Consider the following 23,948-nt stretch of genomic DNA (forward strand, 5'->3'; position numbering starts at 1 on the left):
ACGTCATCCACAGGCTGGGGCGACCCCGTAGGCTGAGGTCGCCCGAGGGTTTGACCCTGTGGAATTCGAACGCGTACCGTTTGCCGGTCATCCGGCGTCGACGGGTGCCGCATGTCCAGGTCCTGCAGTGGACCTGGGTGGGCGGTGCCAGCCGACAGGTGCGTCGGGGCCCCGGTCCGCCGGGCGCTCCCGGGGTCCGGGCTCGCAGAGCCGTTGACCGCCAGTCCCTTGAACCGAAAGAGAAGCTCGTGAGCAAGCGTACGTACCAGCCGAACAACCGTCGTCGCCACAAGGTGCACGGGTTCCGCCTGCGCATGCGCACCCGCGCCGGCCGGTCGATCCTCTCCTCGCGCCGCCGCAAGGGCCGCAAGAGCCTGGCCGTCTGAGCCTGACGACGGCCTCGGCCACCCGGTGCTCCCCCGCGACCACAGGCTCCGCGACTCGGACTCGTTCCGACGCGCGGGGCGTGGTCGGCGCGCGGGGAGCCGCACGCTCGTGGTGCACCTGAGCACCCCGGACGCCGCGGGTCCGGCACGGGTCGGCTTCGTCGTCAGCAAGGCCGTCGGCAACGCCGTGGCGCGCAACAGCGTCAAGCGGCGTCTGCGACACCTCGCCCGGGAGCAGCTCGACACGCTCCCGGGCGCTGCTGTGCTCGTGGTCCGTGCGCTGCCGGCCGCCGCGAGCGCCCCCAGCGCGGAACTCCGCTCCGACCTCGAGCGTTGCCTCCAGCGGGTGATGGCGTGAAGTACCTGCTCATCGGCTTCCTCCGGCTCTACCGCGCGGTGGTGAGCCCGCTCTACGGTCAGGTCTGCCGCTACCACCCGTCGTGCTCCGCCTACGCGCTGGAGGCGGTGACCGTGCACGGCAGTGCCCGCGGCAGCTGGCTCGCGGCACGGCGTGTGGCACGGTGCCACCCGTGGGCCGCCGGCGGCTACGACCCCGTGCCACCCTCTGTCCGTCCCACCCGCCGCTCGGCGGGACCCGTCTCGACATCCCAGCAAGGAGCCTGATCGGTGGGCGCAATCGGCGACTTCTTCACCTTCATCGCGACCCCGCTCTACTACGCGATCTCGGGCGTGCTGATCCTGTGGCACAAGCTGTTCACGGCCCTGGGTCTCGACCCGGCCGGTGGTGCCTCGTGGGCGCTGTCGATCGTGGGCCTGACGCTGGTGATCCGCGCGGCGCTGATCCCGCTGTTCGTCAAGCAGATCAAGTCCAGCCGCAACATGCAGCTGATCCAGCCCAAGGTCAAGGAGCTGCAGAAGAAGTACGGCCACGACCGGGAGCGTCTCGCGCAGGAGACGATGAAACTCTACAAGGACACGGGCACCAACCCGTTCGCCTCGTGCCTGCCGATCCTGCTGCAGATGCCGATCTTCTTCACCCTGTTCCACCTGCTCAACGAGGCCGCGAAGGACTACACGGCCCGCGGCTTCCTGACCAGCACGCTGGCTCGTCAGTTCGGTGACTCGAAGCTCTTCGGGTCCATCCCCCTGGCCGACAGCTTCTGGGGCTCGGGCGTCTGGCGCGAGGGGGGTGGCGACCTCAGCGTCATGCTCCTGGCGCTCTTCCTGGTGCTCGCCATGACCGCCACGACGTTCTTCACCCAGCGTCAGCTGATGAGCAAGAACATGCCTGCCGACGCCCTCTCGGGACCCTACGCCCAGCAGCAGAAGCTGCTGCTCTACGTCCTGCCCGTCGCCTTCGGCCTCGGCGGCGTGGCCTTCCCGATCGGCGTGCTCCTCTACTGGACCACCTCCAACCTGTGGACCATGGGTCAGCAGTTCTACGTCATCCGCAACAACCCCGCGCCCGGCACGCCGGCCTTCGCGGCCAAGGCGGACCGCGACAAGGCCAAGGCCGCCAAGCACGGCACGGTCGTCGAGGAGGTGGAGGCGCCCGTCGAGGAGCCCCGCCGTCCCGCCGTGCGGCAGCAGCCCAAGAAGACCACGAAGCAGCAGCGCAAGTCGGGCGGCAGCAAGCCCGGCGGCGGCACCCAGGGAGGCAAGAAGTGACGCAGGAGTCCGCCCAGCAGGAGGCCCTCGAGGGCGAGGAGCAGGCCGCCTCGGCCGACGACGCCCGGACCTCGACCGTCGCCGGCGTGGAGGAGGTCACCCATGACCTCACCGCCCAGGCGGCCCAGGGGCCCGGCAGCGAGTCGTCGGCCGCCGAGCGTCGCCTGGCCGAGCTCGAGGCCGAGGGTGACATCGCCGCCGACTACCTCGAGGAGCTCCTCGACATCGCCGACCTCGACGGCGACCTCGACATGGACGTGGAGGGTGACCGGGCGTCGGTCTCCATCGTCGGTGCCGACCTCAGCCAGCTCGTCGGGCAGCACGGCGAGGTGCTCGACGCCCTGCAGGAGCTGACGCGTCTCGCGGTCTACCGCGAGACCGGCGAGCGCTCGCGTCTCATGCTGGACATCTCCGGCTTCCGCGCGCAGAAGCGGACCGAGCTGGAGGCCCTCGCGGCCGACAGCGTGGCGCAGGTGCGCGAGTCCGGGGAGCGTCTCTCGCTGCAGCCGATGTCGCCCTTCGAGCGCAAGGTCGTCCACGACGCGGTCGCCGAGGCCGGGCTGTCCTCGGAGTCCGAGGGTGTCGAGCCCCGGCGCTACGTGGTGGTGCTGCCGGAGTGACCGTCCACTCCCCCGCCCGCGGTCGGGCCGCCTCGGTGGACCGGCGTGTCCGAGGCTGACGTTCCACGTGAAACACCCTCCCCGCCCGACGTGGCCGGGAGGGTGTTCTCGCTCGACCGCCTTCCCCTGGCCGTCCGGCTGTGGGAGCTGCTGGCCGACGCCGGCGTGGTCCGGGGGCTGATCGGCCCGCGCGAGGTCCCGCGGCTGTGGGACCGCCACCTCCTCAACTGTGCGGTGCTCGCCGACGCCCTGCCGGCGGGGTCCTCGGTGTGCGACATCGGGTCCGGGGCCGGCCTGCCCGGGCTCGTGCTCGCAGTGCGGCGGCCCGACCTGAGGCTGACCCTGGTCGAGCCGTTGCTGCGGCGCACGACGTTCCTCGACGAGGCGGTGGAGGAGCTCGGCCTCGACACCGTGGTCGTGCGCCGTGGACGCGCCGACGACCTCCACGGCGAGCAGACCTTCGACGTGGTCACCTCCCGGGCCGTGGCGCCGCTGGAGCGGCTTCTGGGGTGGTCGATGCCCCTGGTGGCGCCGGAGGGCGCCCTGGTGGCGATGAAGGGGTCCTCGGTGGCCGACGAGGTGGAGGAGGCGCGCGGCGCGCTGCAGCGCTGGGGATGCGCGGAGCCTGAGGTGCTCACGCTGGGAGCAGGCACCGTTGATCCCCCGACCACGGCCCTCCGGGTGGCCTGGTCCGACCCGGCGACGGTACGTTGGCCTCCTGCGCCGACGCGCGACGAGCCCCGCAGACCCGCCCGCGGGGCGTCCGCCCGTCGTCGTGGCAGTCGCCGCCCCCGCTGAGGGGCACCGGAGTTATCCACCGGGACGCGCCCCTGCATTCCGCCTGTTCCACGCTCAGAGAGGCCAGTTCTCCACAGATGGCACACCATTCTCCACAGGGCGTACCGACGTCGTCAGACCAGTCCGTTTCACGTGAAACGGGAGCGGCGAGCAGCGGCCCCGGGTCCGCGGGGTCGTCGGGCTACACGGTGAGGACGGCGGGCGAGATGGCGGCGTACGAGCCCTCGCTGCACGACGACGCCACTCCCCTGGCCCGCGCGGCCGAGCACACGGTGCTGGCACGCGAGGGACGGCGCACGGGACCGGCACTCCCCCGGCCCCGTGAGACCCGCGTCTTCGTGGTGGCCAACCAGAAGGGCGGGGTCGGGAAGACCACCTCCACGGTGAACGTCGCCGCCGCCCTGGCCCAGCTGGGCCAGAAGGTGCTGGTGGTCGACCTCGACCCTCAGGGCAACGCCTCGACCGCGCTGAACATCGAGCACCGGCGCGGTGTCGCGTCGACCTACGACGCCCTGGTCGACGGCGCTCCCCTGGAGGAGGTCGCCGTGGCGTGCCCCGACGTGGCGGGCCTCATGGTCGTGCCGGCGACCATCGACCTGGCCGGCGCCGAGATCGAGCTCGTGAGCGTCGTGGCGCGCGAGGGCCGGCTGCGCAAGGCCATCCACGGCCATCCCCTGGTCGGCAGCCTCGAGGAGATCGGGGACGAGCGCATCGACTACGTGCTCATCGACTGCCCGCCGTCCCTGGGGCTGCTCACCCTCAACGCCCTGGTCGCCGGGGACGAGATGATGATCCCGATCCAGGCGGAGTACTACGCGCTGGAAGGGCTCGGACAGCTCCTGGAGACCGTCGACATGGTGCGCAAGCACCTCAACCCGGAGCTGTCGGTCTCCACCATCCTCATCACCATGTACGACGCGCGCACCCGCCTGGCCGCCGGCGTGGCCAGCGAGGTGCGCGAGCACTTCGGGGAGCAGGTGCTCCGCACCAACATCCCCCGCTCGGTGCGGGTCTCCGAGGCGCCGTCCTACGCCCAGACCGTGATGACCTACGACCCCGGCTCCCCCGGCGCGCTCAGCTACCTGGAGGCGGCCCGGGAGATCGCGACGAAGGCGGTGGCGGTGTGAGCGGCTCCCGGCCTCCCGCGCGTCGGGGCCTCGGACGCGGCCTGGGCTCGCTGATCCCGACCTCGGCCCCGCCGGCGGAGGCCGACGACGCCTCGACATCCCCTGACGCCAGCCCGGGACGCGCCGCCGCGGGCTCGGCCCCGACCCACGCCGTGGACGGCGCGGCGCCCGCGCAGGCCGACGTACGCCGGCCCGCGCCCGGGAGCACCGGTGAGGAGCTGGCCCCGGTGGCGGGCGCCTACTTCGCCGAGATCCCGCTCGACCAGGTGCACCCCAACCACGCGCAGCCACGGCAGGTCTTCGACGAGGAGGCGATGGCCGAGCTGGTCCACTCGATCTCCGAGGTCGGGCTGCTGCAGCCCGTGGTGGTGCGGCGCACGGGGTCGGAGTCCTACGAGCTGGTGATGGGGGAGCGGCGCTGGCGCGCCTCCCAGCAGGCCGGCACGGGCACCATCCCGGCGATCGTGCGCTCCACCGACGACACCGACATGCTGCGCGACGCGCTGCTGGAGAATCTCCACCGCAGCCAGCTCAACCCGCTCGAGGAGGCCTCGGCCTACGCCCAGCTCCTCGAGGACTTCGGCTGCACCCACGACGAGCTGGCGCAGCGGATCGGACGCTCGCGCCCGCAGATCAGCAACACGCTGCGGCTGCTGCGGCTGAGCCCGGCGGTCCAGCGGCGCGTGGCCGCGGGCGTGCTGAGCGCGGGCCACGCCCGCTCGCTGCTCGCCGTGGCCGACGCCGACGCTCAGGACCGGCTCGCCAGCCGGGTCGTGGCCGAGGGCATCAGCGTGCGCGCGCTGGAGGAGATCGTCGCGCTGGGGGAGACCGGCGGCGAGGACGAGCCGCGGGTGCGGCGCCGTAAGCCGACGGCACCGGGTCTGGCCGACCTGTCGGACCGGCTGGCCGACCGGCTGGAGACCAGGGTGAAGATCGACCTGGGCAAGAGCAAGGGCCGGATCACCGTGGAGTTCGCGACGCTGGAGGACCTGCAGCGGATCATCGACCTCATGGACCCGGACGCCTCGACGCCAGCGATTGATCGTTAGATCGCTTTGTCGACAAAGCCATCTAACGACTTATAGTCAGTGTTAGGCGCGCAGTCAGCGGCCGGAAGGCTCCGGAGGGGGCTTTCGAGTTCGTCAGGAGCGATTCTGAGCGCGCTTCGCCGCGCGCCGCGCCGCGCGATCGCGCTTCTCGGCCGCGTCGAGCTCCTCAGCGCGCTCGGGAGTGGGCGCCGAACCGCCGTGACGGGCGGGGAGCCACCACGATCCGGGCGGCTGCTCGTCGGCGGGGTAGGCCGCGATGGTCTCGTCGAGCATGCGCGACATCACCGAGCGCAGCTCGGCGGTCTCGCCCACGGGGTCGGCACCGGTCGGGTGCAGAGGGGCGCCGACGGTGAGGGCGATGGTCTTGCCGCGGGAGAAGTCGCGGGGGTGGTCCTTGGTCATCATCCGCTGGGTGCCCCACATGATGACCGGCACCAGCGGCACGCCTGCCTCCGCCGCGATGCGCACCGCGCCGGACTTGAACTCCTTGAGCTCCATGGAGCGGGAGATGGTGGCCTCGGGGAAGATGCCTACGGCCTCGCCCTCGCGCAGCCGGTCGACGGCGGTGCGGAACGACGCGACGCCCTCGCCGCGGTCGACCTCGATGTGGTGCAGCGAGCGCATCAGCGGTCCGCCCAGGCGGTGGTCGAAGATCTCCCGCTTGGCCATGAAGCGCACCAGGCGACCCGACGGGTTGGCGGCCAGGCCGCCGTAGACGAAGTCGACGTAGCCGATGTGGTTGTAGGCCAGCAGCACTCCGCCGCTGCGCGGCACGTGCTCGGTGCCCGTCATGACGAAGCGCTGCCCGAGCAGCTTGAAGCCGGTCTTGGCCGCGACGATGATCGGCGGGTAGGTGAGGTCCATCAGGACAGGTCCGTCCCGGGCGCGTCGTAGCCCTGGTAGGGACCGATCCCGCGCTCGGGGGCGGCGGCACCGAAGGTGGCCCGCAGCTCCATCTCGGCCTCGAGCACGCCGGCGAGGCGGCGTACGCCCTCGCGGATCCGCTCGGGCGTGGGGTAGCAGAACGACAGCCGCATCGAGCTCGAGCCGTAGCCGTCGGCGAAGAACGCGGTGCCGGGCACGTAGGCCACCCGGGCGGTCACGGCGCGGGGGAGCATCGACTTCGCGTCGATGCCCGGGGGGAGGGTGAGCCAGACGTAGAACCCGCCGTCGGGGACGTTCCACTGGCAGGCCGCCGGCATGAGGTCCTCGAGTGCCGAGACCATGGCGTCGCGCCGCTCGCGGTACATCTCCCGGAACTGCTTGATCTGGCCCTGCCAGTCGTGGTTGGCGAGGTAGGCCGACACCGCCATCTGCGAGAACTGCGGCGGGCACAGCGTCGCGGACTCCTGGGCCAGCACGAGCTTCTCGCGCACCGGGTGCGGCGCGAGCGCCCACCCGACCCGGAAGCCCGGGGCGAAGGTCTTGGAGAACGACCCGAGGTAGATGACGCCCTCGGCCTCGTCGGCGCGCAGCGCGCGCATCGGCTCCTGGTCGAAGCCCAGCAGGCCGTAGGGGTTGTCCTCGAGCACCAGGACGCCCTCGCGGCGGCAGATGTCGAGGATGCGGGGGCGCCGCTCGGCCGAGAGCGTGATGCCGGCGGGGTTGTGGAAGTTGGGGATCGTGTAGAGGAACTTGATCCGGCGACCGGAGGCCTGCACCGAGGCGATGGCCTGCTCGAGGGCCTCGGGCACGAGCCCGTGGGCGTCCATCTCCACGTGCACGACGTCGGCCTGGTAGGCCTTGAAGACGCCGAGCGCACCGACGTACGACGGGGCCTCGCACAGCACGACGTCACCGGGGTCGCAGAAGATCCGCGTGACCAGGTCGACGGCCTGCTGGGAGCCCACGGTGACCACGACGTCGTCGGGGTGGGCCTCGATGCCCTCGAGGCGCATGACGTCGGTGATCTGCTCGCGCAGCTCCGGCACGCCCTGGCCCGAGCCGTACTGCATCGCGACCGGGCCCTGCTGGGTCACGAGGTCGCCGATGGCGCTGCTCACGACGTCGAGGGGGAGCCCGGAGATGTTCGGCATGCCGCCGGCGAGGGAGACCACCTCGGGCCTCGACGCGACGGCGAAGAGAGCTCGGATCTCCGAGGCGGTCATGCCGGCCGTGCGCGCGGCGTATCGGTCGACGTAGGAGTCGAGACGGGACTGTGAGCGCGCAGGCGTGGATTCCATGACCCCTCTAGCATGAACGATGGAGGCGACTCGCGCACGCGCGGATCGCTGTTCGGTCGGCCACCTTTGCCCTGGCCCGTGACGCGGGCCTGCGTGGAGGCAGGGTCGAGCGGCCACGAGCCCCGCCCGGTGCGGGGGAGTCCGGGAGGTCCCATGTCGCGCAGGGTCGTGCACCTCACCCTCGACCACCTCGCCGCGCTCGACGCGCCGTGCCGCGACTGCGTGTTCTGGCAGCTCGACCCGGTACGGCGCGCCCGCGTCGACCTGGAGGGCGACGCGGGGGAGGAGAAGCGGGCGTGGCTCTCGGCCGTGCTGCGCGACTGGGGCTCCTGCGGGCGGGTGGTGCTCGTCGAGGGACGGCCCGTGGGCCACGTGGTCTACGCGCCGCCGGCGCTGCTGCCGAGCGCCGACGCCTTCCCCACCTCGCCGGTCTCGCCCGACGCCGTCCTGCTCGCCTCGGCGTACGTCGACCCCGCGCACGCGGGCGCCGGGCTGGGCCGGCTGCTCGTGCAGGCGATGGCGCGCGACCTCGTGGAGCGCGGCGGCTACCGCGCGGTCGAGGCCTTCGGCCGGGTCGACGGCCCCGACGCGGCGGGCCGGCGAGGACGGCAGTGCCTCCTGCCGGCCGACTTCCTGGGCCGCGTGGGCTTCGGCACACGCCGCGCCCATGGCGGGGTGCCGCGGATGCGGATGGACCTGCGCTCGGCGCTGACGTGGCGCGACGAGGTCGAGGTGGCGCTGGAGCGGCTGCGCGGGGTGGTGCGCCCCGCGCCCGCGCCGAGCCCGGACGCACGCGTCCCCGGCACCCCACGAGGGGTGCCGGGGACGGAGGAGTGAGCCCGCGGCGACCGCGGGTGCTCCGGTGCGTCAGGCGTTGATGAAGTCCGACAGCTCGTTGAGCAGCGTCGCCTTCGGGCGGGCGCCGACGATGGTCTTGACGACCTCGCCGCCCTGGTAGACGTTGATCGTCGGGATGCCGGTCACGCGGTAGGACGAGGGCGTGACGGGGTTCTCGTCGACGTTCATCTTCATGAAGGTGATCTTGTCGCCGTGGGCCGTGGCGATCTCGTCGAGGATCGGGGCGACCTGGCGGCACGGGCCGCACCACTCGGCCCAGAAGTCCACGAGGACCGGCTTGTCGGACTTGAGCACCTGAGCCTCGAACTCGGCGTCGGTGACGGCACTGATGTTGGCCACGATGATCCCTACTCTCTCTGCTGACGTCTGTGGTGGTGGAACGCGGCGCGCGGGGTGGTTGTTCCCCGCGGCGGCCGCGTGGGGCGGCTCAGAGCCCGGCGGTCTTGACCGCGTCGGTGGCGGCGGAGCCGGCCACGGCGTCCTGGGCCTCGGCGCGGGTGGCCGCGGTGTGGTCGAGCTCGGCGACGTAGCGCTCGGCGTCGAGGGCTGCGGCGCAGCCCGTGCCGGCCGCGGTGATGGCCTGGCGGTAGTGGTGGTCGACCAGGTCACCGCAGGCGAAGACGCCGGGGATGTTGGTGGCCGTCGAGGGGTGCTCGACCAGCACGTAGCCCTCGTCGTCGAGGTCGACCTGGCCGGTGAGCAGCTCCGAGCGCGGGTCGTGGCCGATGGCGATGAAGAGACCGGTGGCCTCCAGCGCGCGGGTCTCGCCCGTGGTGGTGTCCTCGAGGGTGAGCGACTCCAGCTTGTCGGCGCCGTGGATCTCCTTGACCGCGGAGTTCCAGACGATCTCGAGCTTGGGGTCGGCGAAGGCGCGCTCCTGCATGATCTTGGAGGCGCGCAGCTCGTCGCGACGCACGATGAGGGAGACCTTGGAGGCGAAGCGGGTCAGGAAGGTGGCCTCCTCGACCGCGGAGTCGCCGCCGCCCACGACCGCGATGTGCTGCTCGCGGAAGAAGAAGCCGTCGCACGTCGCGCACCACGAGACGCCGCGGCCCGACAGCTCGTCCTCGCGGGCGATGCCGAGCTTGCGGTAGCCCGAGCCGGTGGCGAGGATCACCGAGCGCGCGGTGTAGGTGTCGGTGGCCGTGCGCACCGTCTTGATGTCGCCGGTGAGGTCGACCTCGACGATGTCGTCGGAGACCAGCTCGGCACCGAAGCGCTCGGCCTGGGCGCGCATCTCGTCCATCAGCGCCGGGCCCATGATGCCGTCGCGGAAGCCGGGGAAGTTCTCCACCTCGGTGGTGTTCATGAGCGCACCACCGGCGGTGACCGAGCCCTCGAAGACCAGGGGCTCCAGGCTCGCGCGCGCGGCGTAGACCGCGGCGGTGTAGCCGGAGGGACCCGAGCCGATGATGATGACCTGTCGGGTGACGTCTGGGCGGGTGTCGGACATGGAGTCCAGTCTCCTCGGGATGACGGGGGCGGTGCCTGGGAAGGGGTGCTGCGGCACCTGCGGGTGGAACCGATCCTAGGTGAGCGGCATTCCCGGGCCCGCGCCGTCGCCTCCGCGGGTCCGGGTCGCGGCGGTGTGTGGTGGCGGCTCAGCGCCGGGGGAGGGTGACCGAGCGGAGCACCTCGGCGGTGCCGCACTGGAGCAGGTCGACGACCTGGGTGTCGCCGGCCGGGCTGCGGAAGGCCAGCACCGCGGGCTCGCCGGCGTAGCGCACGCGCACCAGCAGGCCGGGCCCCCAGTCGGCGCTCTCGCAGACGTCCCACCCCGCGAGGGCGCGGGCGGCCCGCCGCGCCGAGCGCTCGGCGAGGGCGTTGAGGCTGCTGTCGTTGCTCGGACCGGCCAGCTCCTCGGAGCCGTCGTCCTCGGCGGCGAAGGCGTCGACGCGGCGGGCGGCGGCGGAGGCCTCGTCGCGCACCCGCGAGACCGAGCCGGTGAAGTCCCGCTCGGTGAGGCGGCGTACGCCGGGCACCGCCAGCTGGGCCGACTCGAGGAGGCCGTCGGCGGCCTCGGCGTCGGACTCCGTGTCGGCCCGGTCCTCGGTGGCGGGAGCGGTCTGGGACGGGTCGGCGCCCGACCCGGCGGAGCCGGCCGCCTCCGCGCCGGCGTCGGAGGTGGACTCGCCGGCGTCGCCCGAGCCGGCGGGGGTGAGCTCGGGGACGACCTGGGCGGCGCCGACACCGACCACGACGACGGCCGCGGCCGCCACGAGGAGCCGGGTGACGCGGCGTCGCCGGCGCGCCTGGTGGGCGGCGAGGTCGATCGGGGCCGGGGAGGTGGCGACGTCCTCGCCGGCGTCGAGACGGGCCAGCACCTGGTCGAGCCGCGCGGCGACGTCGACCGGGAGGGGCTCGGTGTGGCGGGCGTCGGCCAGCCGACGGGTCACCTCCCGCTGCTGCTCGGGGGTGAGGTCGGGGTCGTGGGCCATCGGGCTCCTCCTCTCGGTGCTGGCGGTGGTGGTGCTGCTGGTGGTGGGCGCGGAGCTGGTCGTGCTGGTCGTGCCGGTCGGGGGCCGGGTCAGGTGCCGGCGTCGGTCGGGGGCTGCTGGTCCAGTGTGGCGGGGGCCCGGTCAGGCCGGTGGGCCTCGTGGGTCGGCCTCGGATCGGACGGCCGCCGGCGTGGTCGGGTTCCGCGGCTCGGGGTGGTCGTCGTCACGCCGCTCGCGCAGCACCCCGAGCAGCGGCGCCAGCCGGGCCCGCCCGCGCGAGCACCGCGACTTCACGGTGCCGACGGCGCAGTCGAGCACGGCGGCCGCCTCGGCCACCGAGTAGCCCTCCATGTCGACGAGCACCAGGGCGGCGCGCTGCTCCGGGGGCAGCGAGGCCAGCGCGGCGAGCACCTGTCGCCGCTCCTCGGCGCGCACCGACCGGTCGGCGGGGTCCTCGGCCTCCGGCGCGGCGGAGAGGCGCGAGCCGCGGTCGCCGTACTCCTCGAGGTCGTCGGGCAGGGCGTCGGTGCGGCGCACGCGCGCCGCGCGGAGGCGGTCGAGGCAGGCGTTGACCACGATGCGGTGCAGCCAGGTCGTCACGGCGGCGTCGCCGCGGAAGGACCCCGCGCGCCGGTAGGCCGCGATCATGGCGTCCTGCAGGCCGTCGGCGGCGTCCTCGGGGTGCCCGGTCGTGCGCAGGGCCACCGCCCACAGCCGGTCGCGGTGGCGGGCGAAGAGCTCGCCGAAGGCCGCGTGGTCGCCGGCGACGTGGGCGTGGAGGAGCTCGACGTCGCTGCGGGAGCCGACGCCGGCCTCGTCGGCAGTGGCGTCCTCGGGGGCCTCGGCGCCGTCGGGTCGCGGCCCCGCCGCCCCGGGCCCGCTCACCCGCGGACCTCGACCTCGGCCACCTCGCCGCGCCAGCCGCCCTCGACGGCGGGCAGCGAGGTGAGCCAGACCGTGAGGTAGGAGCCGGTGACGGGCTCGTCGAGCACCGCCCGCTGCTGGGTGCCGCCGGAGGTCTCGGCCACGGGGTCGAGACCCTCCACGTCGGTGGGGGCGGTGTCGGTGACGTAGAGCGCGGTGGCGGTGCCCTCGCCGACGAGCGTGAGGTCGACCTCGCTGACCTCCTGCTCGCCGCCGAGGTCGACCACCAGGCCCACGCCGGTCTTGAGGCCGCCCGGCCCGAAGTTCTGGAGGTACGTCGCGGTGCGCCAGACCGTCGCGGGGTCGCCGTCGACGGCGAGCGGGGTCAGCTCGGGGTACTCCTCCTGCGGGGGGTCGCCCTGGGGGTCGAGGTCGCTCGCGCTGAGCCCCGTGAGCGGGGTCGGCGCCGCGGTGGGCGTGGCCGACGACGACGCGCTCGGGGAGCTCGACCTCTCGGGCTCCGGCTCGGCGCCCAGCGGGGTGCGACCGCGGCCGACGTTGACGGCGACCACGACGCCGACGAGCAGCACCAGGCCCAGCAGCAGCGCCGCGGCCAGGCGGAAGGTGTTGCGACCGGGGACCTCGCCCGCGGCGCCGTCGTCGGGCTCGGCGTCGTCGGTGCCCGGCGGGGGCGGCGGCGCCGCGGGCCCCCACGGCCAGAACTCCCCCGACTCCGCCTGCTCGGCGCCGGGGCGGGCGCGACGCACGGGGCCGCCGTCGTCGGGCTCGGGGGCGAAGAGCGGCCGCTCGGGCGGGTCCTCGAAGGGCGGGGGCGGGGGCACCGGCTCGCTGCGCGCCTGCAGCCAGGACACGTCGTCGGTCTCGTCGTCGAAGATCGGCAGCCCGGCCTGGGTGGGCTGCTCGGCGGCCACCGGGGCGGGGGAGGACCCCGCGAGCAGCCCGTCGCCGGGCGCCGAGGAGCGGGCGGGCTCCTCGGCGCGCGCGGCCCGGGTGGTGTCAGCCGGGTGCGTCGCGGTGACGGTGCCTGCGTCGGTGTCGGTGTCGGTGTCGGTGTCGGGGAGCGCCACGACGGTGGTGGGCGCGTCGGTGGCCGCCTGCGGGCTCTCACCGGTGGTGTCGGTGGGGGTCTCGGGGGTCCCTCCGGTCAGGGGCACGACCGTGGTGGGCTCCTGGTCAGCAGGCTCCGGGCCGGGGGTCTGGGAGGCCGGGGAGGTCTGGGAGGTCGGGGAGGGCGCGGGACCCAGCGGGTCGCTCGAGCGGACCGGGGCCGCTGCGGGCGTCGCCGCCACGGCCGGCCCGGCGGTCGTCACCGCGGTGGTCACGGGGGCCGGGGCCGGTGTCGGCCCGGGGACCGCGGGCAGGCTGATGGTCTCGTCGCCGCGGTCGACCAGGCGGGTGGCGAGCTCCTCGGGGATGCCGACGGGGTCGCCGACGAACTCCACCAGCTGGTCGGCGAGCGCCTGGGCCGTGGCGGGGCAGCGGGGGTCGTGGCCCCGCTGGGCGGCGGTGGCGGGGTTGAGGACGTTGTCGCACAGCTGGTCGAGCATCCGGGGGATGCCGGCGCGCACCTGGCGCGGGCGCAGCAGGCGCCCGTGCTCCTGCGGGGCCGGCACGACGACCGACCCGGAGATGCCGGCCCACCGGCCCGTGAGGGCGGCGTACAGCAGGCCGGCGAGGTCGGTGAGGTCGTCGTCGGGGTCGGTGTGGGTCAGCCCGTGGAGGGCGGCGTCGACGCACAGGCCGATCAGCCGCACCGAGCCGTTGCGGTCGACGAGGACGTTCTCCGGGTTGAGCCGCCCGTGCGAGACCCCGGCCCGGTGGGCGGTGGCGGCGGCGGCCGCGACCTCGGCGACCAGCCAGGCCGCCCGCCGCGGGGCCAGGGGGCCGCCCGCGGCCAGCATGATGTCGAGCGACGTGCCCGACCCCCACTCGTTGACGACGTAGCAGAGGGCGTCGGTGCGCTCGGCGTCGAGCACGCGCAGCACGTGGGGGTCGTGCACGGTGGCCGAGCGCCGCGCGGCCTCGAGCAGGCCGGCGGCCCGGTCGTCGTCGGCGGCGATGACGTGGATCGCCACCTGCCGCTCGAGCACGCGGTCGTGGGCCCGCCAGAAGCGACCGTCGCCGCTCTCGCTGAGCAGGTCGACCAGCCGGTAGCGACCGGCGAGCTGGTCTCCGTGCCTGATCGAGTGGGGCACCGCGGTCCTGGCTCCTTCGTGCGCTGGGGGCGGGCGTCGGGCCCGGGCCAGCCGGGCGCGCGGGCGCCAGCGGCGCCCGGACCATGGTAGGCGCCCGGGTCGGGACGGGGCGACCGACGTCGCACAGCCGCGAGACGCCCGCGCCGGTTGCCGTAGGCCGGATCCGGACCGCCTCTGGCCCGGGCGTCGGGCCGGTGGTGCCGGCTCCGGGGGAGGGCCGGGAGGGAGAGGCGCAGGGGAGACCGGGGGGAGTGCGGGGAGCCCCGGGTCAGCGGCGTCCGAGGCGCCCGGTCACGGTGGCCAGCACGTCGGTGACCTCGGTGAGCCGGAAGACCCGGGCCAGCGCCAGGAAGGCGACCACGTCGACCAGGGTCACCCCCACGCCGCGGGCCAGGGTCGGCAGCACGGCCGCGTCGAGCGGCAGGTCGCCCAGCAGCGCGGAGACGGCGTAGGCCAGGCCGGTGGACAGCGCGACCACCAGGCCCAGGCGCACCAGGAAGCGCGAGGTCGTGCGCCCGCCGAGGTCGCCGGTGCGGCGCTCGAGCACGGAGTAGGAGAGGGCGGTGCCGACGAGGTAGGCCGCGGCATAGGCGGTGGCCAGGGCGGCCGAGGTCGCGGCGGCGTCGGTGAGCGCCACCAGCACGACGGCCGCGCCGATGTTGGTGGCCGCGACGCCGCACTGGATCCAGAACACGGTGCGGGTGGCCTCGAGGGCGTAGAAGCCGCGCAGCATCAGGTAGTGGACGGTGAAGAGCACGATCCCGGGGCCGAACAGGGCCAGCGTCGGCACGGCGTTGGGCCACGACTGCGAGGCGGCGGCGTAGCCCCACACCACCCGGGCGACCTCGGGCGCGACCACCGGGAGCAGCGCGGCGAAGGGCAGCAGCACGGCCAGCGAGGTGCGCAGCGTCGCACCCAGCGAGCGGCCCAGCCCGGCGAGGTCGCCGTCGGCGGCGCGCTGGGAGAGCCGCGGCAGGATCGCCGTGGCCAGCGAGACCGTGATGATCGAGTGGGGCACCATCACGATGAGGAAGGCCGAGGCGTAGACGGCGTTGCCGGTGCCGTCGGCGCTGCCGTCGGCCACGCCGGTGCCGGCCAGGCGCACCACCACGGTGTAGGCGACCTGGTTGACGATGACGAAGGCCACCGTCCAGCGGGCCAGACGCAGGGTGTGGCCCAGGCCCGTGCCGCGGAAGTCGAAGCGCGGACGGAAGCGGAAGCCGGCCGAGCGCAGGTAGGGCACGAGGATGAGCAGCTGCGCGGCGATGCCGAGCGTCGACCCCAGGCCCAGCAGCAGCTCCTGGGAGGGGCTGAAGGGGCCCACGACCTCCGCACCGGAGGCGGCGCCGAAGACCACGAGGTAGACCACCAGCACCGCGACGGCGATGACGTTGTTGGCGATCGGGGCCCACATCATCGGCCCGAAGCGGCCGCGCGCGTTGAGGATCTGACCGACCAGCACGAACATGCCGTAGAAGAAGACCTGCGGCAGGCAGTAGCGGGCGAAGTCGATCGCCGAGTCGCGCGCCTCGGGCGGCCACGAGTCGGGCAGGTAGATCGCCATCACCCAGGGCGCCACCGCCACCAGCAGGAGCGTCACCGCCCCGAGGAACAGCAGCGCGAGGGTGACCACCCGGTTGGCGTAGGCCTCTCCGCCGTCGGGGTCGTGCTTCATCGAGCGCACGAGCTGGGGCACCAGCACCGCGTTGAACACCCCGCCGGCCAGCAGGATGTAGAGCATGTTGGGGATGGTGTTGGCGACGGTGAAGATCTCGCCGTGCAGCTGGATGCCCAGCGCCGCGGCCAGCAGGGCCGAACGCACGAAGCCGCTGAGCCGCGAGACCACCGTGCCGGCGGCCATGACCGCGCTGGAGGAGAGGATCGAGCGCTGCTCGGCCGCCGACGACTCGGCGGTGCCGGGGCTCCCAGGGGCCGAGGGGTCGGAGGGGTCGGAGGGGCGCGCCTCCTCGCGGGCGGCGCCCACCGCCTCGAAGGAGCCCGTGGGGTCGTCGACGGCGTCGGCGGCGTCGCTGTAGCCGACGACGGGGGGGCCGGGGGCGCGGTGCCTCATGCGGGGGTGCCTCTCGGCGCGGGCGCCGGGTCGCCGGCGCTGCCCGGGGTGGTGGCGGGGGTGGTGTCGGGGAGGTCGTCGGCCGAGCCGGCGTCGGACGGCCGGTCGGACGGCTGGTCGGACGGCCCGCCGCGCCGCGCGTCGCGGAGCCGGCGTACGAGGCGCAGGCCGATGGTGCCGAAGAGCAGCACCAGGCCGGTGCCCATGATCAGCCAGATCACCTGGCTGACCTGCGCGGAGCGCACCGCGAGGTCGTCGCTGGAGCCGAGCACGCGGCCCTCCTCGTCGGTGAGCACCAGACGCAGGTCGTGCACGCCGAGCTCCGAGGTGCTGGCGTTGAGCAGCACCGTGGTGGCGCTGTCGGCCGGCACCTCGATGCTGCCGGGCGGTCCCTCGATGGTCATCGGCCGGTCGGACTCGTAGCGCAGCCGGATCGTCACCGGCTGGTCGAGGCCGTTGACGATGGTGGCGCCGAAGCGCCCGCTCTCGCTCGACAGCGTCACCGCGCGGGGCGCCATCACGTCGACCTGGCCCCGCAGGGCGTCGATGCTCGCCTCCGCGGCGCCGGCCGAGGCGAGGGCGTCGAGCGGGGCGGTGCGCGCGGTGTAGGAGACCGAGGCCAGGGCCTGGTCGAGCACGGCGGTGCCCACCTGGTCGTTGAGCGTCAGCAGGTCCTGGAGCGACTCGCCGGCCGTGATGAGGTCGTCGGCGGCCTGGAAGCCCGAGGCGGGGAGCGTGATCTCGCGCTGGTGCTCGGGGTAGGTGAGGTCGTCGCCGGCCACCGAGGCGTCGCGCGCGGTCTCGTCGGCGGTGGCGTCCTCGACGGTGGCCAGGTCGACCCAGCCCTGGTCGAGGCCGGAGAAGAACTCCTCACCGTCCTCGGGGAGCCAGTCGAAGGGCAGCACGGTGACCAGCGGGTGGTGGCGTCCCTTGGCCAGCACGCGCACGGCGGCCTCGGCCAGGATCCGCTGACGCATGGCGGTCGCGGTGCGCTGCTCGCCCGGTCCGGGTCCGCCCGCCACCGCGCCGGAGGAGGTGAGCACGACCCGGCGACCGTCGACGGAGGCGACCGCGGGCAGGGTGCCGGCGTCGTCGCGCAGCTCGGCCGCCCGGTCGCGGGGCACGGCGCGATCGGTGAGGAGGACGGTCTCGCCGTCGACCGCACCCGCGACGGCGGCCCCGGGCAGGAAGCCCACCGGGGAGCCGATGGCCGGGGTGGTCTCCACGCCGAAGGGGGCGAGGGTCGACCCGCCGCGACGCCGGGCGCGGTCGTAGAGGTCGGGGTCGTGGGCCTGCGCTCCGGCCACGTCGACGTCGCCGTACGGCAGCGCCAGCACCTGGCTGTTGGCGCCCAGGGCGTCGCCGAGGTCGTCGAGCCAGGTCTGGCCGGTCTCGGCCGCAGCGGCCGTCACCGGGTCGAGCGGGTCGACGTCCTCGCCCTCGCCGCTGCTCCCGTCACCCGCGCCGGTCGTCGGGTCGCCGGGGCTCGTGGGCTCCGCACCGGCGGTGCCGAGGGAGGCGGAGGGGGAGCCCGACGCGTCGCCCGTGTCGCCGCCGGCGCCCGACCCGCCGTCGGCCGGGGAGTCCCCGTCGGAGCCCTCCCCGTCGCCACCGGGCTGCTGCGGGTCGATCGTGGGGGCCAGCGAGCGCTCGGGGTTGCCGGCCGCGAGGCGGGTGACGGCGTCGGTGAGCGCGGGGTCGACCAGCCAGCTCACCGGACGCGACCCGGCCGCGGCCCCGAAGTCGAGCAGCGACCGCAGCCGGCCGCCCTCGCCGAGGTCCTCGTCCCAGTCCGCGACGTCGTCGAGCGCGCCCTCGGGGGTGTAGTCGAGCTGGCGGCGCAGCGGCACGACGATGGAGACCGGCAGCGAGCGCTCCCGCAGCCTCACGAGGGGCAGGAAGGTGCGGGCGCGGCCGTCGGCGGTGTCCTCGCGACCGTCCTCGTTCTCGCCGTTGGCGTGCACGCCGAACCAGTAGACGCCCGGCTCGGTGACCTCGATGCGGTTGCTGGGCAGCGTGATCCGGTAGTCGGCGCTCTCGCCGGGGGCCAGGGAGTCGATCGTGTCGTAGGGCCCGGGGTCGGTGATCCGCTCCCCGACGTAGGACAGCGGGTCGGAGGCCACGGCGGCCCGGAGGTCGCCGGCGGTGGTCAGCGGCGCGTCGCCCACCACGGGGTAGAGGTTGATGGCCGACCACGCGGTGTCGTCGAGGTTGGTCACGGTGCCGGTCACGCGCACCGGACCCGACTCGGGCACGACCGAGGGCGTCATCGACTCGATGGTCACCGACAGCGGCTCGACCGGCTCCTCCTCGGCGCGGCGCGGCAGGGGAGCGGTCGCCGGGCGCAGCACCGACCCGGGCTGCACGGTGGCGGGCTGCGGCGCGGCGGACAGGCTGGTCGGGGTGGACGCGACGGCGGGTGCGACGCCCGGCCCGAGTCCCGCGGCGCCACCGGCGACCGCGACCACCGCCGCGAGGGCAGGCAGCAGCGAGGACGGGCGGGACACCCCCCGATGCTAGACGGTGTCGCTGTGGCTCCCGGGGAGCGCGGCACCGCCCGGGCGCGGATAGACTGCCCGCCCGTGTCGACCGACGATCCCGCACCGCTGCGCACCCCCGGCCCCCTCAGCGTGGTCGAGGTGCAACGGGCCGTCACGACCGAGCTCGACCGCATCGCCGAGGTCATCGACGAGCTGGGCCGCCGCTTCAGCGCCGCGGGCCACGAGATCGCCCTGGTCGGCGGGCCGGTGCGCGACGCCATGCTGGGCCGCGCCCACAACGACCTCGACCTCACGACCTCGGCGCGCCCGGAGGAGACCGAGCGGCTGATCAAGGGCTGGGCCGACGCGACCTGGGACATGGGGCGGGCCTTCGGCACCATCGGCTGCCGCCGCGGCGAGTGGCAGGTCGAGATCACGACGTACCGCTCCGAGGTCTACGACCCGTCCTCGCGCAACCCCGAGGTGCAGTACGGCGACTCGCTGGCCGGCGACCTGGGCCGGCGCGACTTCACCGTCAACGCCATGGCCGTGCGCCTGCCCGGCCGCGAGGTCGAGGACCCCTTCGGCGGCGTCGTCGACCTGGCCCACCAGGTGCTGCGCACCCCCGGCACGCCGGAGGACTCCTTCTCCGACGACCCGCTGCGCATGCTGCGTGCCGCACGCTTCGCCGCCCAGCTCGGCTTCACCGTGGACCCGGGCGTCACCGCGGCGATGACGGCGATGGCCGACCGGATCTCGATCATCTCCGCCGAGCGCGTGCGCGACGAGCTGGTCAAGCTCATCTGCGCCCCGCACCCGCGCCTAGGGCTGACCCTGCTGGTCGAGACCGGCCTGGCCGAGAAGGTGCTGCCCGAGCTGCCGGCGCTGGCGCTGGAGCGCGACGAGCACCACCGCCACAAGGACGTCTACGAGCACACCCTCACGGTGCTCGAGCAGTCGATCGACCTCGAGGAGCGCCTCGGCGGCGGGCCCGACTTCGTGTCGCGCTTCGCCGCGCTCATGCACGACGTGGGCAAGCCCCGCACCCGCAAGTTCCTCGACGACGGCACGGTCACCTTCCACCACCACGACGTGGTCGGCGCGAAGATGACCCGCAAGCGGATGAAGGCGCTGCGCTTCTCCAACGACCAGATCGAGGCGGTCAGCCGGCTGGTCGAGCTGCACCTGCGCTTCCACGGCTACGGCTCGGGGGAGTGGACCGACTCCGCCGTGCGCCGCTACGTGCGCGACGCCGGCGACCAGGTCGAGCGCCTCCACGTGCTGACCCGCGCCGACTGCACGACCCGCAACCGGCGCAAGGCCGAGCGGCTGCGGCGCACCTACGACGAGCTCGAGGAGCGCATCGCCGTCCTGGCCGAGGCCGAGGAGCTCGACGCCCTGCGCCCCGACCTCGACGGCAACGCGATCATGGAGCTGCTGGGCCTCCCGCCGGGCCGCGAGGTCGGCGAGGCCTACCGGTGGCTGCTGGAGCGGCGCATGGACCGCGGACCGGTCGAGCCCGAGGTGGCGCGCGAGGAGCTCCTCGCATGGTGGGCGACACGCTGACGCGGGCGGCGTACTGACGGTACGGTCCGGGCATGACCGACACCACAGCCGCCCCCGACGAGCTGGAGGCCTCCATCGAGGTCTCCACCTCCCCCGCCCAGACCTGGGCCCTGGTCTCCGACCTGCGCCGCATGCGCGAGTGGAGCCCCCAGGTGCTGCGCACGTTCATCCCCGGCGGGCCGGTGAGGCTCGGCAGCCGCATGATCAACGTCAACCACCGCGGCGCGCTGGTGTGGCCGACGACCGCCAAGGTCGTGCGCTTCGAGCCCCACACCAGCGTGGCCTTCCGGGTCGCGGAGAACCGCACGATCTGGTCCTTCACCCTCGAGCCCACCGACGGCGGCGGCACGCGGATCGTGCAGCGCCGCGAGGTGCCCGACGGCATCTCGACGCTGTCCAACAAGCTGGTCGGCGTGGCCATGGGCGGGGTGCCGACCTTCGTCGGCGAGCTCCGGCAGGGCATGCGCCAGACGCTGGAGCGGATCAAGGCCGAGCTCGAGCGCTGAGCCCGGGCCGTGGGGCCCTTGACCTTGACCCTGCGGCAGGCCGCACGGTCTCCTCACCGGTGGATCCCCCACCGGTGACGAGGACCCAGGAGGCGGCGTGGACGGACAGGCCGGCAGGAGCGGCGCCACGCGGCTGATGAGCATCGGCGACTTCGCGCGCGCCAGCGGGCTGACGCCCAAGGCGCTGCGGCTCTACGACGACTCGGGCCTGCTGGAGCCGGCCGAGGTCGACCCGCACACCGGCTACCGCTGGTACGCCGAGCAGCAGCTCGCCCGCGCCCGGCTGGTGGCGCGGCTGCGGCTGGTCGGCATGCCGCTGGCCCGCATCCGTGTGGTGGCCGGGCTCGGGCCCGCCGCCGCCGTCGCGGAGCTGGTCTCCTACGGGCGCCAGCTGAGCGCCGACACGGCCAGCGCCCGCGCCCTCCTGGCGTCCCTCGTCGACGAGCTCGGCCACGCGCCGGACGAGGAGACCCCGATGAGCACCGACGACCGACGCACCACCCCGGACGGCAGCACCGACCACAGCACCGACCACGGCACCACCCCGGACCACGGCGGCCCCGTGCTCCCCGGGCCGACCCTGCGCTGCGCCGCCCGTCTCCAGCAGGGCGGCCGGGCCACCCAGGAGGACGCCGTCCTGGTCGGCACCCGGCTGGTGGCCGTCGCCGACGGCGTGGGCTCGGCGGGCGGCAGCGGCGAGCGCGCCGTGGCCGCCCTCGCGGCCGCCGAGCGCGACGGGCTCCTCGACCGCCGGCTCGACGGCGCAGCGCCGCTGGCCGCCGTCGAGGCGGTGCTCGCCCGGGCCGCGGCGGCGCTCGCGCCCGGTGACGCCACCACCTTGACGGCGCTGGCGCTGCACGCCGGTCAGCTGGTCGTGGCCCACGTGGGCGACTCGCGGGCCCACCTGGTGCGCGAGGGCCGCCTCACCCGGCTGACCCGCGACCACACGGTCGTGCAGACCCTCGTCGACGAGGGCCGCCTCACCACCGAGGAGGCCCGCTCCGACGAGCGGCGGGTGCAGCTCAACCGCGCGCTCGAGGGCGGCCGCCCCGCCGAGCCCGACCTCGCCGTGCACGCCGTGCGGCCCGGCGACCGGCTGGTGCTCACCACCGACGGTGTCCACGGACGCGTCGGACCGGCGGTGCTGGCCGACCTGCTCGCCGGTGGCGGGGACCCGCAGGAGGTCGCCGACGCCGTCGTCGCGGCGGTGGAGGCCGCCGGCGCCGACGACAACCTCGCCGTGGTCGTCGTCGACGTGGCCTGACCCGACCAGGCCCGATCCGGCCCGGCCCGGCCGACGTACGACGACAGCGCCGGTCCCCTCGCGGGGACCGGCGCTGCCGGGTGCTGCTGGTGCTGCGGGGTGACCGGTGCTGCTAGGTCACTCCTCGCCGCGGATGAAGGCCTCCACGCGACGGCGGCCCTCGTCGTCGGGCAGCTGCACCGGCGGGGACTTCATCAGGTAGGACGAGGCCGAGATGATCGGGCCGCCGATGCCGCGGTCCTTGGCGATCTTCGCCGCGCGCAGCGCGTCGATGATGATGCCGGCCGAGTTCGGGGAGTCCCAGACCTCGAGCTTGTACTCGAGGTTGAGCGGGACGTCGCCGAAGGCGCGACCCTCGAGGCGGACGTAGGCCCACTTGCGGTCGTCGAGCCACTGGACGTAGTCCGAGGGGCCGATGTGCACGTTGCGGTCGTGGATCTTGTCCGCGAGCTCGCCGTGCAGGTTGGAGGTGACGGCCTGGGTCTTGGAGACCTTCTTGGACTCCAGGCGCTCGCGCTCGAGCATGTTCTTGAAGTCCATGTTGCCGCCGACGTTGAGCTGGTAGGTGCGGTCCAGCGCGACGCCGCGGTCCTCGAACAGCTTCGCCATCACGCGGTGGGTGATGGTGGCGCCGACCTGGCTCTTGATGTCGTCGCCGACGATCGGGACGCCGGCGTCCTCGAACTTCTTGGCCCACTCGGGGTCGGAGGCGATGAAGACGGGCAGGGCGTTGACGAAGGCCACGCCGGCGTCGATGGCGCACTGGGCGTAGAACTTGTCGGCCTCCTCCGAGCCCACCGGGAGGTAGGACACGATGACGTCGGCCTGGGTGTCCTTGAGGACCTGGACCACGTCGACCGGCTCGGCGCCGCTCTCCTCGATGGTCTGGCGGTAGTACTTGCCGAGGCCGTCGAGGGTCGGGCCGCGTTGGACCTCGACACCGAGGGTCGGCACGTCGGCGATCTTGATCGTGTTGTTCTCGGAGGCGTTGATGGCCTCGGAGAGGTCCTTGCCGACCTTCTTGTCGTCGACGTCGAACGCCGCGACGAACTCGACGTCGCGCACGTGGTAGTCGCCGAACATCACGTGCATGAGACCAGGCACGGTGGTGTCGGGGGTGGCGTCCTTGTAGTACTCGACACCCTGGATGAGGGAGGTGGCGCAGTTGCCGACTCCCACGATGGCTACTCGAACCGAACCCATCGGATTCCTTCCTTACTTCTGCTGGTCGGCCGCGGGGCTCGCGGGCGGTGTGGTCGTGCTGGTCATGCGGTCGGGACGACGGGCGAGGTCGTCGGCGACCCGCTCCGCGTCGATGAGGTCGGAAAGCCAGCGCACCTCGCGCTCGACCGACTCGACCCCGTGTCGCTGGAGCTCGGCCGCGTAGCGGTCGACCTCCTTCTGCGTCATCGAGAGCTGGCCCTGGACCCGGTCCAGCCGCTCCTGGAGGCGGGTGCGCCGTCCCTCGAGCACCCGCAGCCGGATCTCCATGTCGGTGCGTCCGAAGAAGGCGAACCGGATGTCGAAGTTGTCGTCCTCCCAGGCGGTGGGACCGACCTCCGACATCAGCCGCTCGAACTCGCGGTGGCCGGCGTCGGTGACCTGGTAGACGATGCGCGGCCGGCGGCTGACCGGGGTGCCCGGTGCCTGCGTGGCCGCGACCTCCTCGATGAGGCTGCCCTTGAGCATCTTCTTCAGCGTGGGGTAGAGCGAGCCGTAGGACAGCACCCGCCCCCACCCGAGCATGAGGTTGAGCCGCTTGCGCAGCTCGTAGCCGTGCATGGGTCCCTCGTGCAGCAGCCCGAGGACTGCCAGCTCGATGGTCTCTCCACGACGTGCCATGCGACCTATCGTAGCGATATATCCGTCGAACGCGAACGCTGGACCTATCCA

At 74.0% G+C, this 23,948-nt stretch carries 23 protein-coding genes; 12 read left to right on the forward strand and 11 right to left on the reverse strand.

Annotated features, from left to right (window positions below; translation table 11 throughout):
* The first annotated feature begins 248 nt into the window (after window positions 1–248).
* The 8 genes from rpmH (at window position 249) to IR170_RS06470 (ending at window position 5,609) form a co-directional block, all read left to right on the forward strand.
* Window positions 249–386 (forward strand): 50S ribosomal protein L34, encoded by a 138-nt coding sequence (gene rpmH / locus IR170_RS06435; RefSeq protein WP_056156542.1) that lies wholly within the window; start codon window positions 249–251, stop codon window positions 384–386.
* Window positions 387–411: 25 nt separating this feature from the next.
* Window positions 412–744, forward strand: coding sequence for a ribonuclease P protein component (gene rnpA, locus IR170_RS06440; protein ID WP_193661712.1), 333 nt, complete (start codon window positions 412–414; stop codon window positions 742–744).
* Window positions 741–1,010, forward strand: coding sequence for a membrane protein insertion efficiency factor YidD (yidD, locus tag IR170_RS06445; RefSeq protein ID WP_056865107.1), 270 nt, complete (start codon window positions 741–743; stop codon window positions 1,008–1,010). The genes rnpA and yidD overlap by 4 nt, the downstream gene beginning before the upstream one ends.
* 3 nt (window positions 1,011–1,013) lie before the next feature.
* Window positions 1,014–2,015, forward strand: coding sequence for a membrane protein insertase YidC (gene yidC / locus IR170_RS06450; RefSeq protein ID WP_193661713.1), 1,002 nt, complete (start codon window positions 1,014–1,016; stop codon window positions 2,013–2,015).
* Complete coding sequence (locus tag IR170_RS06455; protein ID WP_406603373.1) at window positions 2,012–2,635, forward strand: Jag family protein; 624 nt, start codon at window positions 2,012–2,014, stop codon at window positions 2,633–2,635. The genes yidC and IR170_RS06455 overlap by 4 nt, the downstream gene beginning before the upstream one ends.
* A gap of 102 nt (window positions 2,636–2,737) precedes the next feature.
* Window positions 2,738–3,433 (forward strand): 16S rRNA (guanine(527)-N(7))-methyltransferase RsmG, encoded by a 696-nt coding sequence (rsmG, locus tag IR170_RS06460; RefSeq protein ID WP_193661714.1) that lies wholly within the window; start codon window positions 2,738–2,740, stop codon window positions 3,431–3,433.
* Between the two features lie 206 nt (window positions 3,434–3,639).
* Window positions 3,640–4,560, forward strand: a complete 921-nt coding sequence (locus IR170_RS06465; RefSeq protein WP_156697963.1) for a ParA family protein — start codon at window positions 3,640–3,642, stop codon at window positions 4,558–4,560.
* Entirely contained in the window at window positions 4,557–5,609 is a 1,053-nt protein-coding gene (locus tag IR170_RS06470; protein ID WP_193661715.1) for a ParB/RepB/Spo0J family partition protein, read from the forward strand. The genes IR170_RS06465 and IR170_RS06470 overlap by 4 nt, the downstream gene beginning before the upstream one ends.
* 93 nt (window positions 5,610–5,702) lie before the next feature.
* Here IR170_RS06470 and IR170_RS06475 read toward each other — a convergent pair whose 3' ends face one another.
* Both IR170_RS06475 and IR170_RS06480 read right to left on the reverse strand, forming a co-directional pair.
* A complete protein-coding gene (locus IR170_RS06475) occupies window positions 5,703–6,473 on the reverse strand; it encodes a lysophospholipid acyltransferase family protein (RefSeq protein ID WP_319804932.1) in 771 nt (256 codons plus the stop codon).
* The gene (locus IR170_RS06480; RefSeq protein WP_056905117.1) at window positions 6,473–7,792 is read right to left on the reverse strand and encodes an aminotransferase-like domain-containing protein; all 1,320 of its coding nucleotides are present in this window, start codon (window positions 7,790–7,792) and stop codon (window positions 6,473–6,475) included. The genes IR170_RS06475 and IR170_RS06480 overlap by 1 nt, the downstream gene beginning before the upstream one ends.
* A gap of 153 nt (window positions 7,793–7,945) precedes the next feature.
* On the opposite strand from IR170_RS06480, the gene IR170_RS06485 reads away from it, so the two are divergent.
* Complete coding sequence (locus IR170_RS06485; protein ID WP_193661716.1) at window positions 7,946–8,629, forward strand: GNAT family N-acetyltransferase; 684 nt, start codon at window positions 7,946–7,948, stop codon at window positions 8,627–8,629.
* A 30-nt stretch (window positions 8,630–8,659) separates the two neighbouring features.
* Here IR170_RS06485 and trxA read toward each other — a convergent pair whose 3' ends face one another.
* The 7 genes from trxA to IR170_RS06520 all read right to left on the reverse strand — a co-directional run bounded on the left by trxA (window position 8,660) and on the right by IR170_RS06520 (window position 18,746).
* Window positions 8,660–8,989 (reverse strand): thioredoxin, encoded by a 330-nt coding sequence (gene trxA, locus IR170_RS06490; RefSeq protein ID WP_056865099.1) that lies wholly within the window; start codon window positions 8,987–8,989, stop codon window positions 8,660–8,662.
* An 88-nt stretch (window positions 8,990–9,077) separates the two neighbouring features.
* Window positions 9,078–10,103, reverse strand: coding sequence for a thioredoxin-disulfide reductase (gene trxB, locus IR170_RS06495; RefSeq protein ID WP_193661717.1), 1,026 nt, complete (start codon window positions 10,101–10,103; stop codon window positions 9,078–9,080).
* Between the two features lie 148 nt (window positions 10,104–10,251).
* Entirely contained in the window at window positions 10,252–11,088 is an 837-nt protein-coding gene (locus IR170_RS06500) for a hypothetical protein (protein ID WP_193661718.1), read from the reverse strand.
* A 141-nt stretch (window positions 11,089–11,229) separates the two neighbouring features.
* Complete coding sequence (gene sigM / locus IR170_RS06505; RefSeq protein WP_193661719.1) at window positions 11,230–11,973, reverse strand: RNA polymerase sigma factor SigM; 744 nt, start codon at window positions 11,971–11,973, stop codon at window positions 11,230–11,232.
* Entirely contained in the window at window positions 11,970–14,168 is a 2,199-nt protein-coding gene (locus IR170_RS06510) for a protein kinase family protein (RefSeq protein WP_193661720.1), read from the reverse strand. The genes sigM and IR170_RS06510 overlap by 4 nt, the downstream gene beginning before the upstream one ends.
* 268 nt (window positions 14,169–14,436) lie before the next feature.
* Entirely contained in the window at window positions 14,437–16,239 is a 1,803-nt protein-coding gene (gene murJ / locus IR170_RS06515; protein ID WP_227488775.1) for a murein biosynthesis integral membrane protein MurJ, read from the reverse strand.
* A complete protein-coding gene (locus tag IR170_RS06520; protein WP_193661721.1) occupies window positions 16,236–18,746 on the reverse strand; it encodes a DUF6049 family protein in 2,511 nt (836 codons plus the stop codon). The genes murJ and IR170_RS06520 overlap by 4 nt, the downstream gene beginning before the upstream one ends.
* A 75-nt stretch (window positions 18,747–18,821) precedes the next feature.
* On the opposite strand from IR170_RS06520, the gene IR170_RS06525 reads away from it, so the two are divergent.
* From IR170_RS06525 to IR170_RS06535, 3 genes are all read left to right on the forward strand, one after another.
* Entirely contained in the window at window positions 18,822–20,285 is a 1,464-nt protein-coding gene (locus IR170_RS06525) for a CCA tRNA nucleotidyltransferase (protein ID WP_406603374.1), read from the forward strand.
* Window positions 20,286–20,317: 32 nt separating this feature from the next.
* The gene (locus tag IR170_RS06530; RefSeq protein ID WP_193661723.1) at window positions 20,318–20,791 is read left to right on the forward strand and encodes an SRPBCC family protein; all 474 of its coding nucleotides are present in this window, start codon (window positions 20,318–20,320) and stop codon (window positions 20,789–20,791) included.
* 97 nt (window positions 20,792–20,888) lie between these two features.
* Entirely contained in the window at window positions 20,889–22,055 is a 1,167-nt protein-coding gene (locus IR170_RS06535; RefSeq protein WP_319804933.1) for a MerR family transcriptional regulator, read from the forward strand.
* Window positions 22,056–22,172: 117 nt separating this feature from the next.
* Here IR170_RS06535 and IR170_RS06540 read toward each other — a convergent pair whose 3' ends face one another.
* Both IR170_RS06540 and IR170_RS06545 read right to left on the reverse strand, forming a co-directional pair.
* Window positions 22,173–23,258 carry an inositol-3-phosphate synthase gene (locus tag IR170_RS06540; RefSeq protein ID WP_193661724.1) on the reverse strand — a complete coding sequence of 362 codons (1,086 nt, stop codon included), beginning with the start codon at window positions 23,256–23,258 and terminating at the stop codon, window positions 22,173–22,175.
* A 12-nt stretch (window positions 23,259–23,270) separates the two neighbouring features.
* Window positions 23,271–23,897 (reverse strand): PadR family transcriptional regulator, encoded by a 627-nt coding sequence (locus IR170_RS06545; protein ID WP_056865091.1) that lies wholly within the window; start codon window positions 23,895–23,897, stop codon window positions 23,271–23,273.
* Between the last annotated feature and the right edge of the window lie 51 nt (window positions 23,898–23,948).

It is taken from the genome of Nocardioides kribbensis (assembly GCF_015070375.1).
GTDB classification, from domain to species: domain Bacteria; phylum Actinomycetota; class Actinomycetes; order Propionibacteriales; family Nocardioidaceae; genus Nocardioides; species Nocardioides kribbensis.

What these genes read in the sequence shown, in the direction of transcription:
- IR170_RS06465 (WP_156697963.1), top strand. Translation starts at nt 3,640, where the DNA reads ATGGCGGCGTACGAGCCCTCGCTGCACGACGACGCCACTCCCCTGGCC.
- IR170_RS06475 (WP_319804932.1), bottom strand. Translation starts at nt 6,473, where the DNA reads ATGGACCTCACCTACCCGCCGATCATCGTCGCGGCCAAGACCGGCTTC.
- IR170_RS06480 (WP_056905117.1), bottom strand. Translation starts at nt 7,792, where the DNA reads ATGGAATCCACGCCTGCGCGCTCACAGTCCCGTCTCGACTCCTACGTC.
- IR170_RS06485 (WP_193661716.1), top strand. Translation starts at nt 7,946, where the DNA reads ATGTCGCGCAGGGTCGTGCACCTCACCCTCGACCACCTCGCCGCGCTC.
- trxB (WP_193661717.1), bottom strand. Translation starts at nt 10,103, where the DNA reads ATGTCCGACACCCGCCCAGACGTCACCCGACAGGTCATCATCATCGGC.
- IR170_RS06500 (WP_193661718.1), bottom strand. Translation starts at nt 11,088, where the DNA reads ATGGCCCACGACCCCGACCTCACCCCCGAGCAGCAGCGGGAGGTGACC.
- murJ (WP_227488775.1), bottom strand. Translation starts at nt 16,239, where the DNA reads ATGAGGCACCGCGCCCCCGGCCCCCCCGTCGTCGGCTACAGCGACGCC.
- IR170_RS06530 (WP_193661723.1), top strand. Translation starts at nt 20,318, where the DNA reads ATGACCGACACCACAGCCGCCCCCGACGAGCTGGAGGCCTCCATCGAG.
- IR170_RS06540 (WP_193661724.1), bottom strand. Translation starts at nt 23,258, where the DNA reads ATGGGTTCGGTTCGAGTAGCCATCGTGGGAGTCGGCAACTGCGCCACC.
- IR170_RS06545 (WP_056865091.1), bottom strand. Translation starts at nt 23,897, where the DNA reads ATGGCACGTCGTGGAGAGACCATCGAGCTGGCAGTCCTCGGGCTGCTG.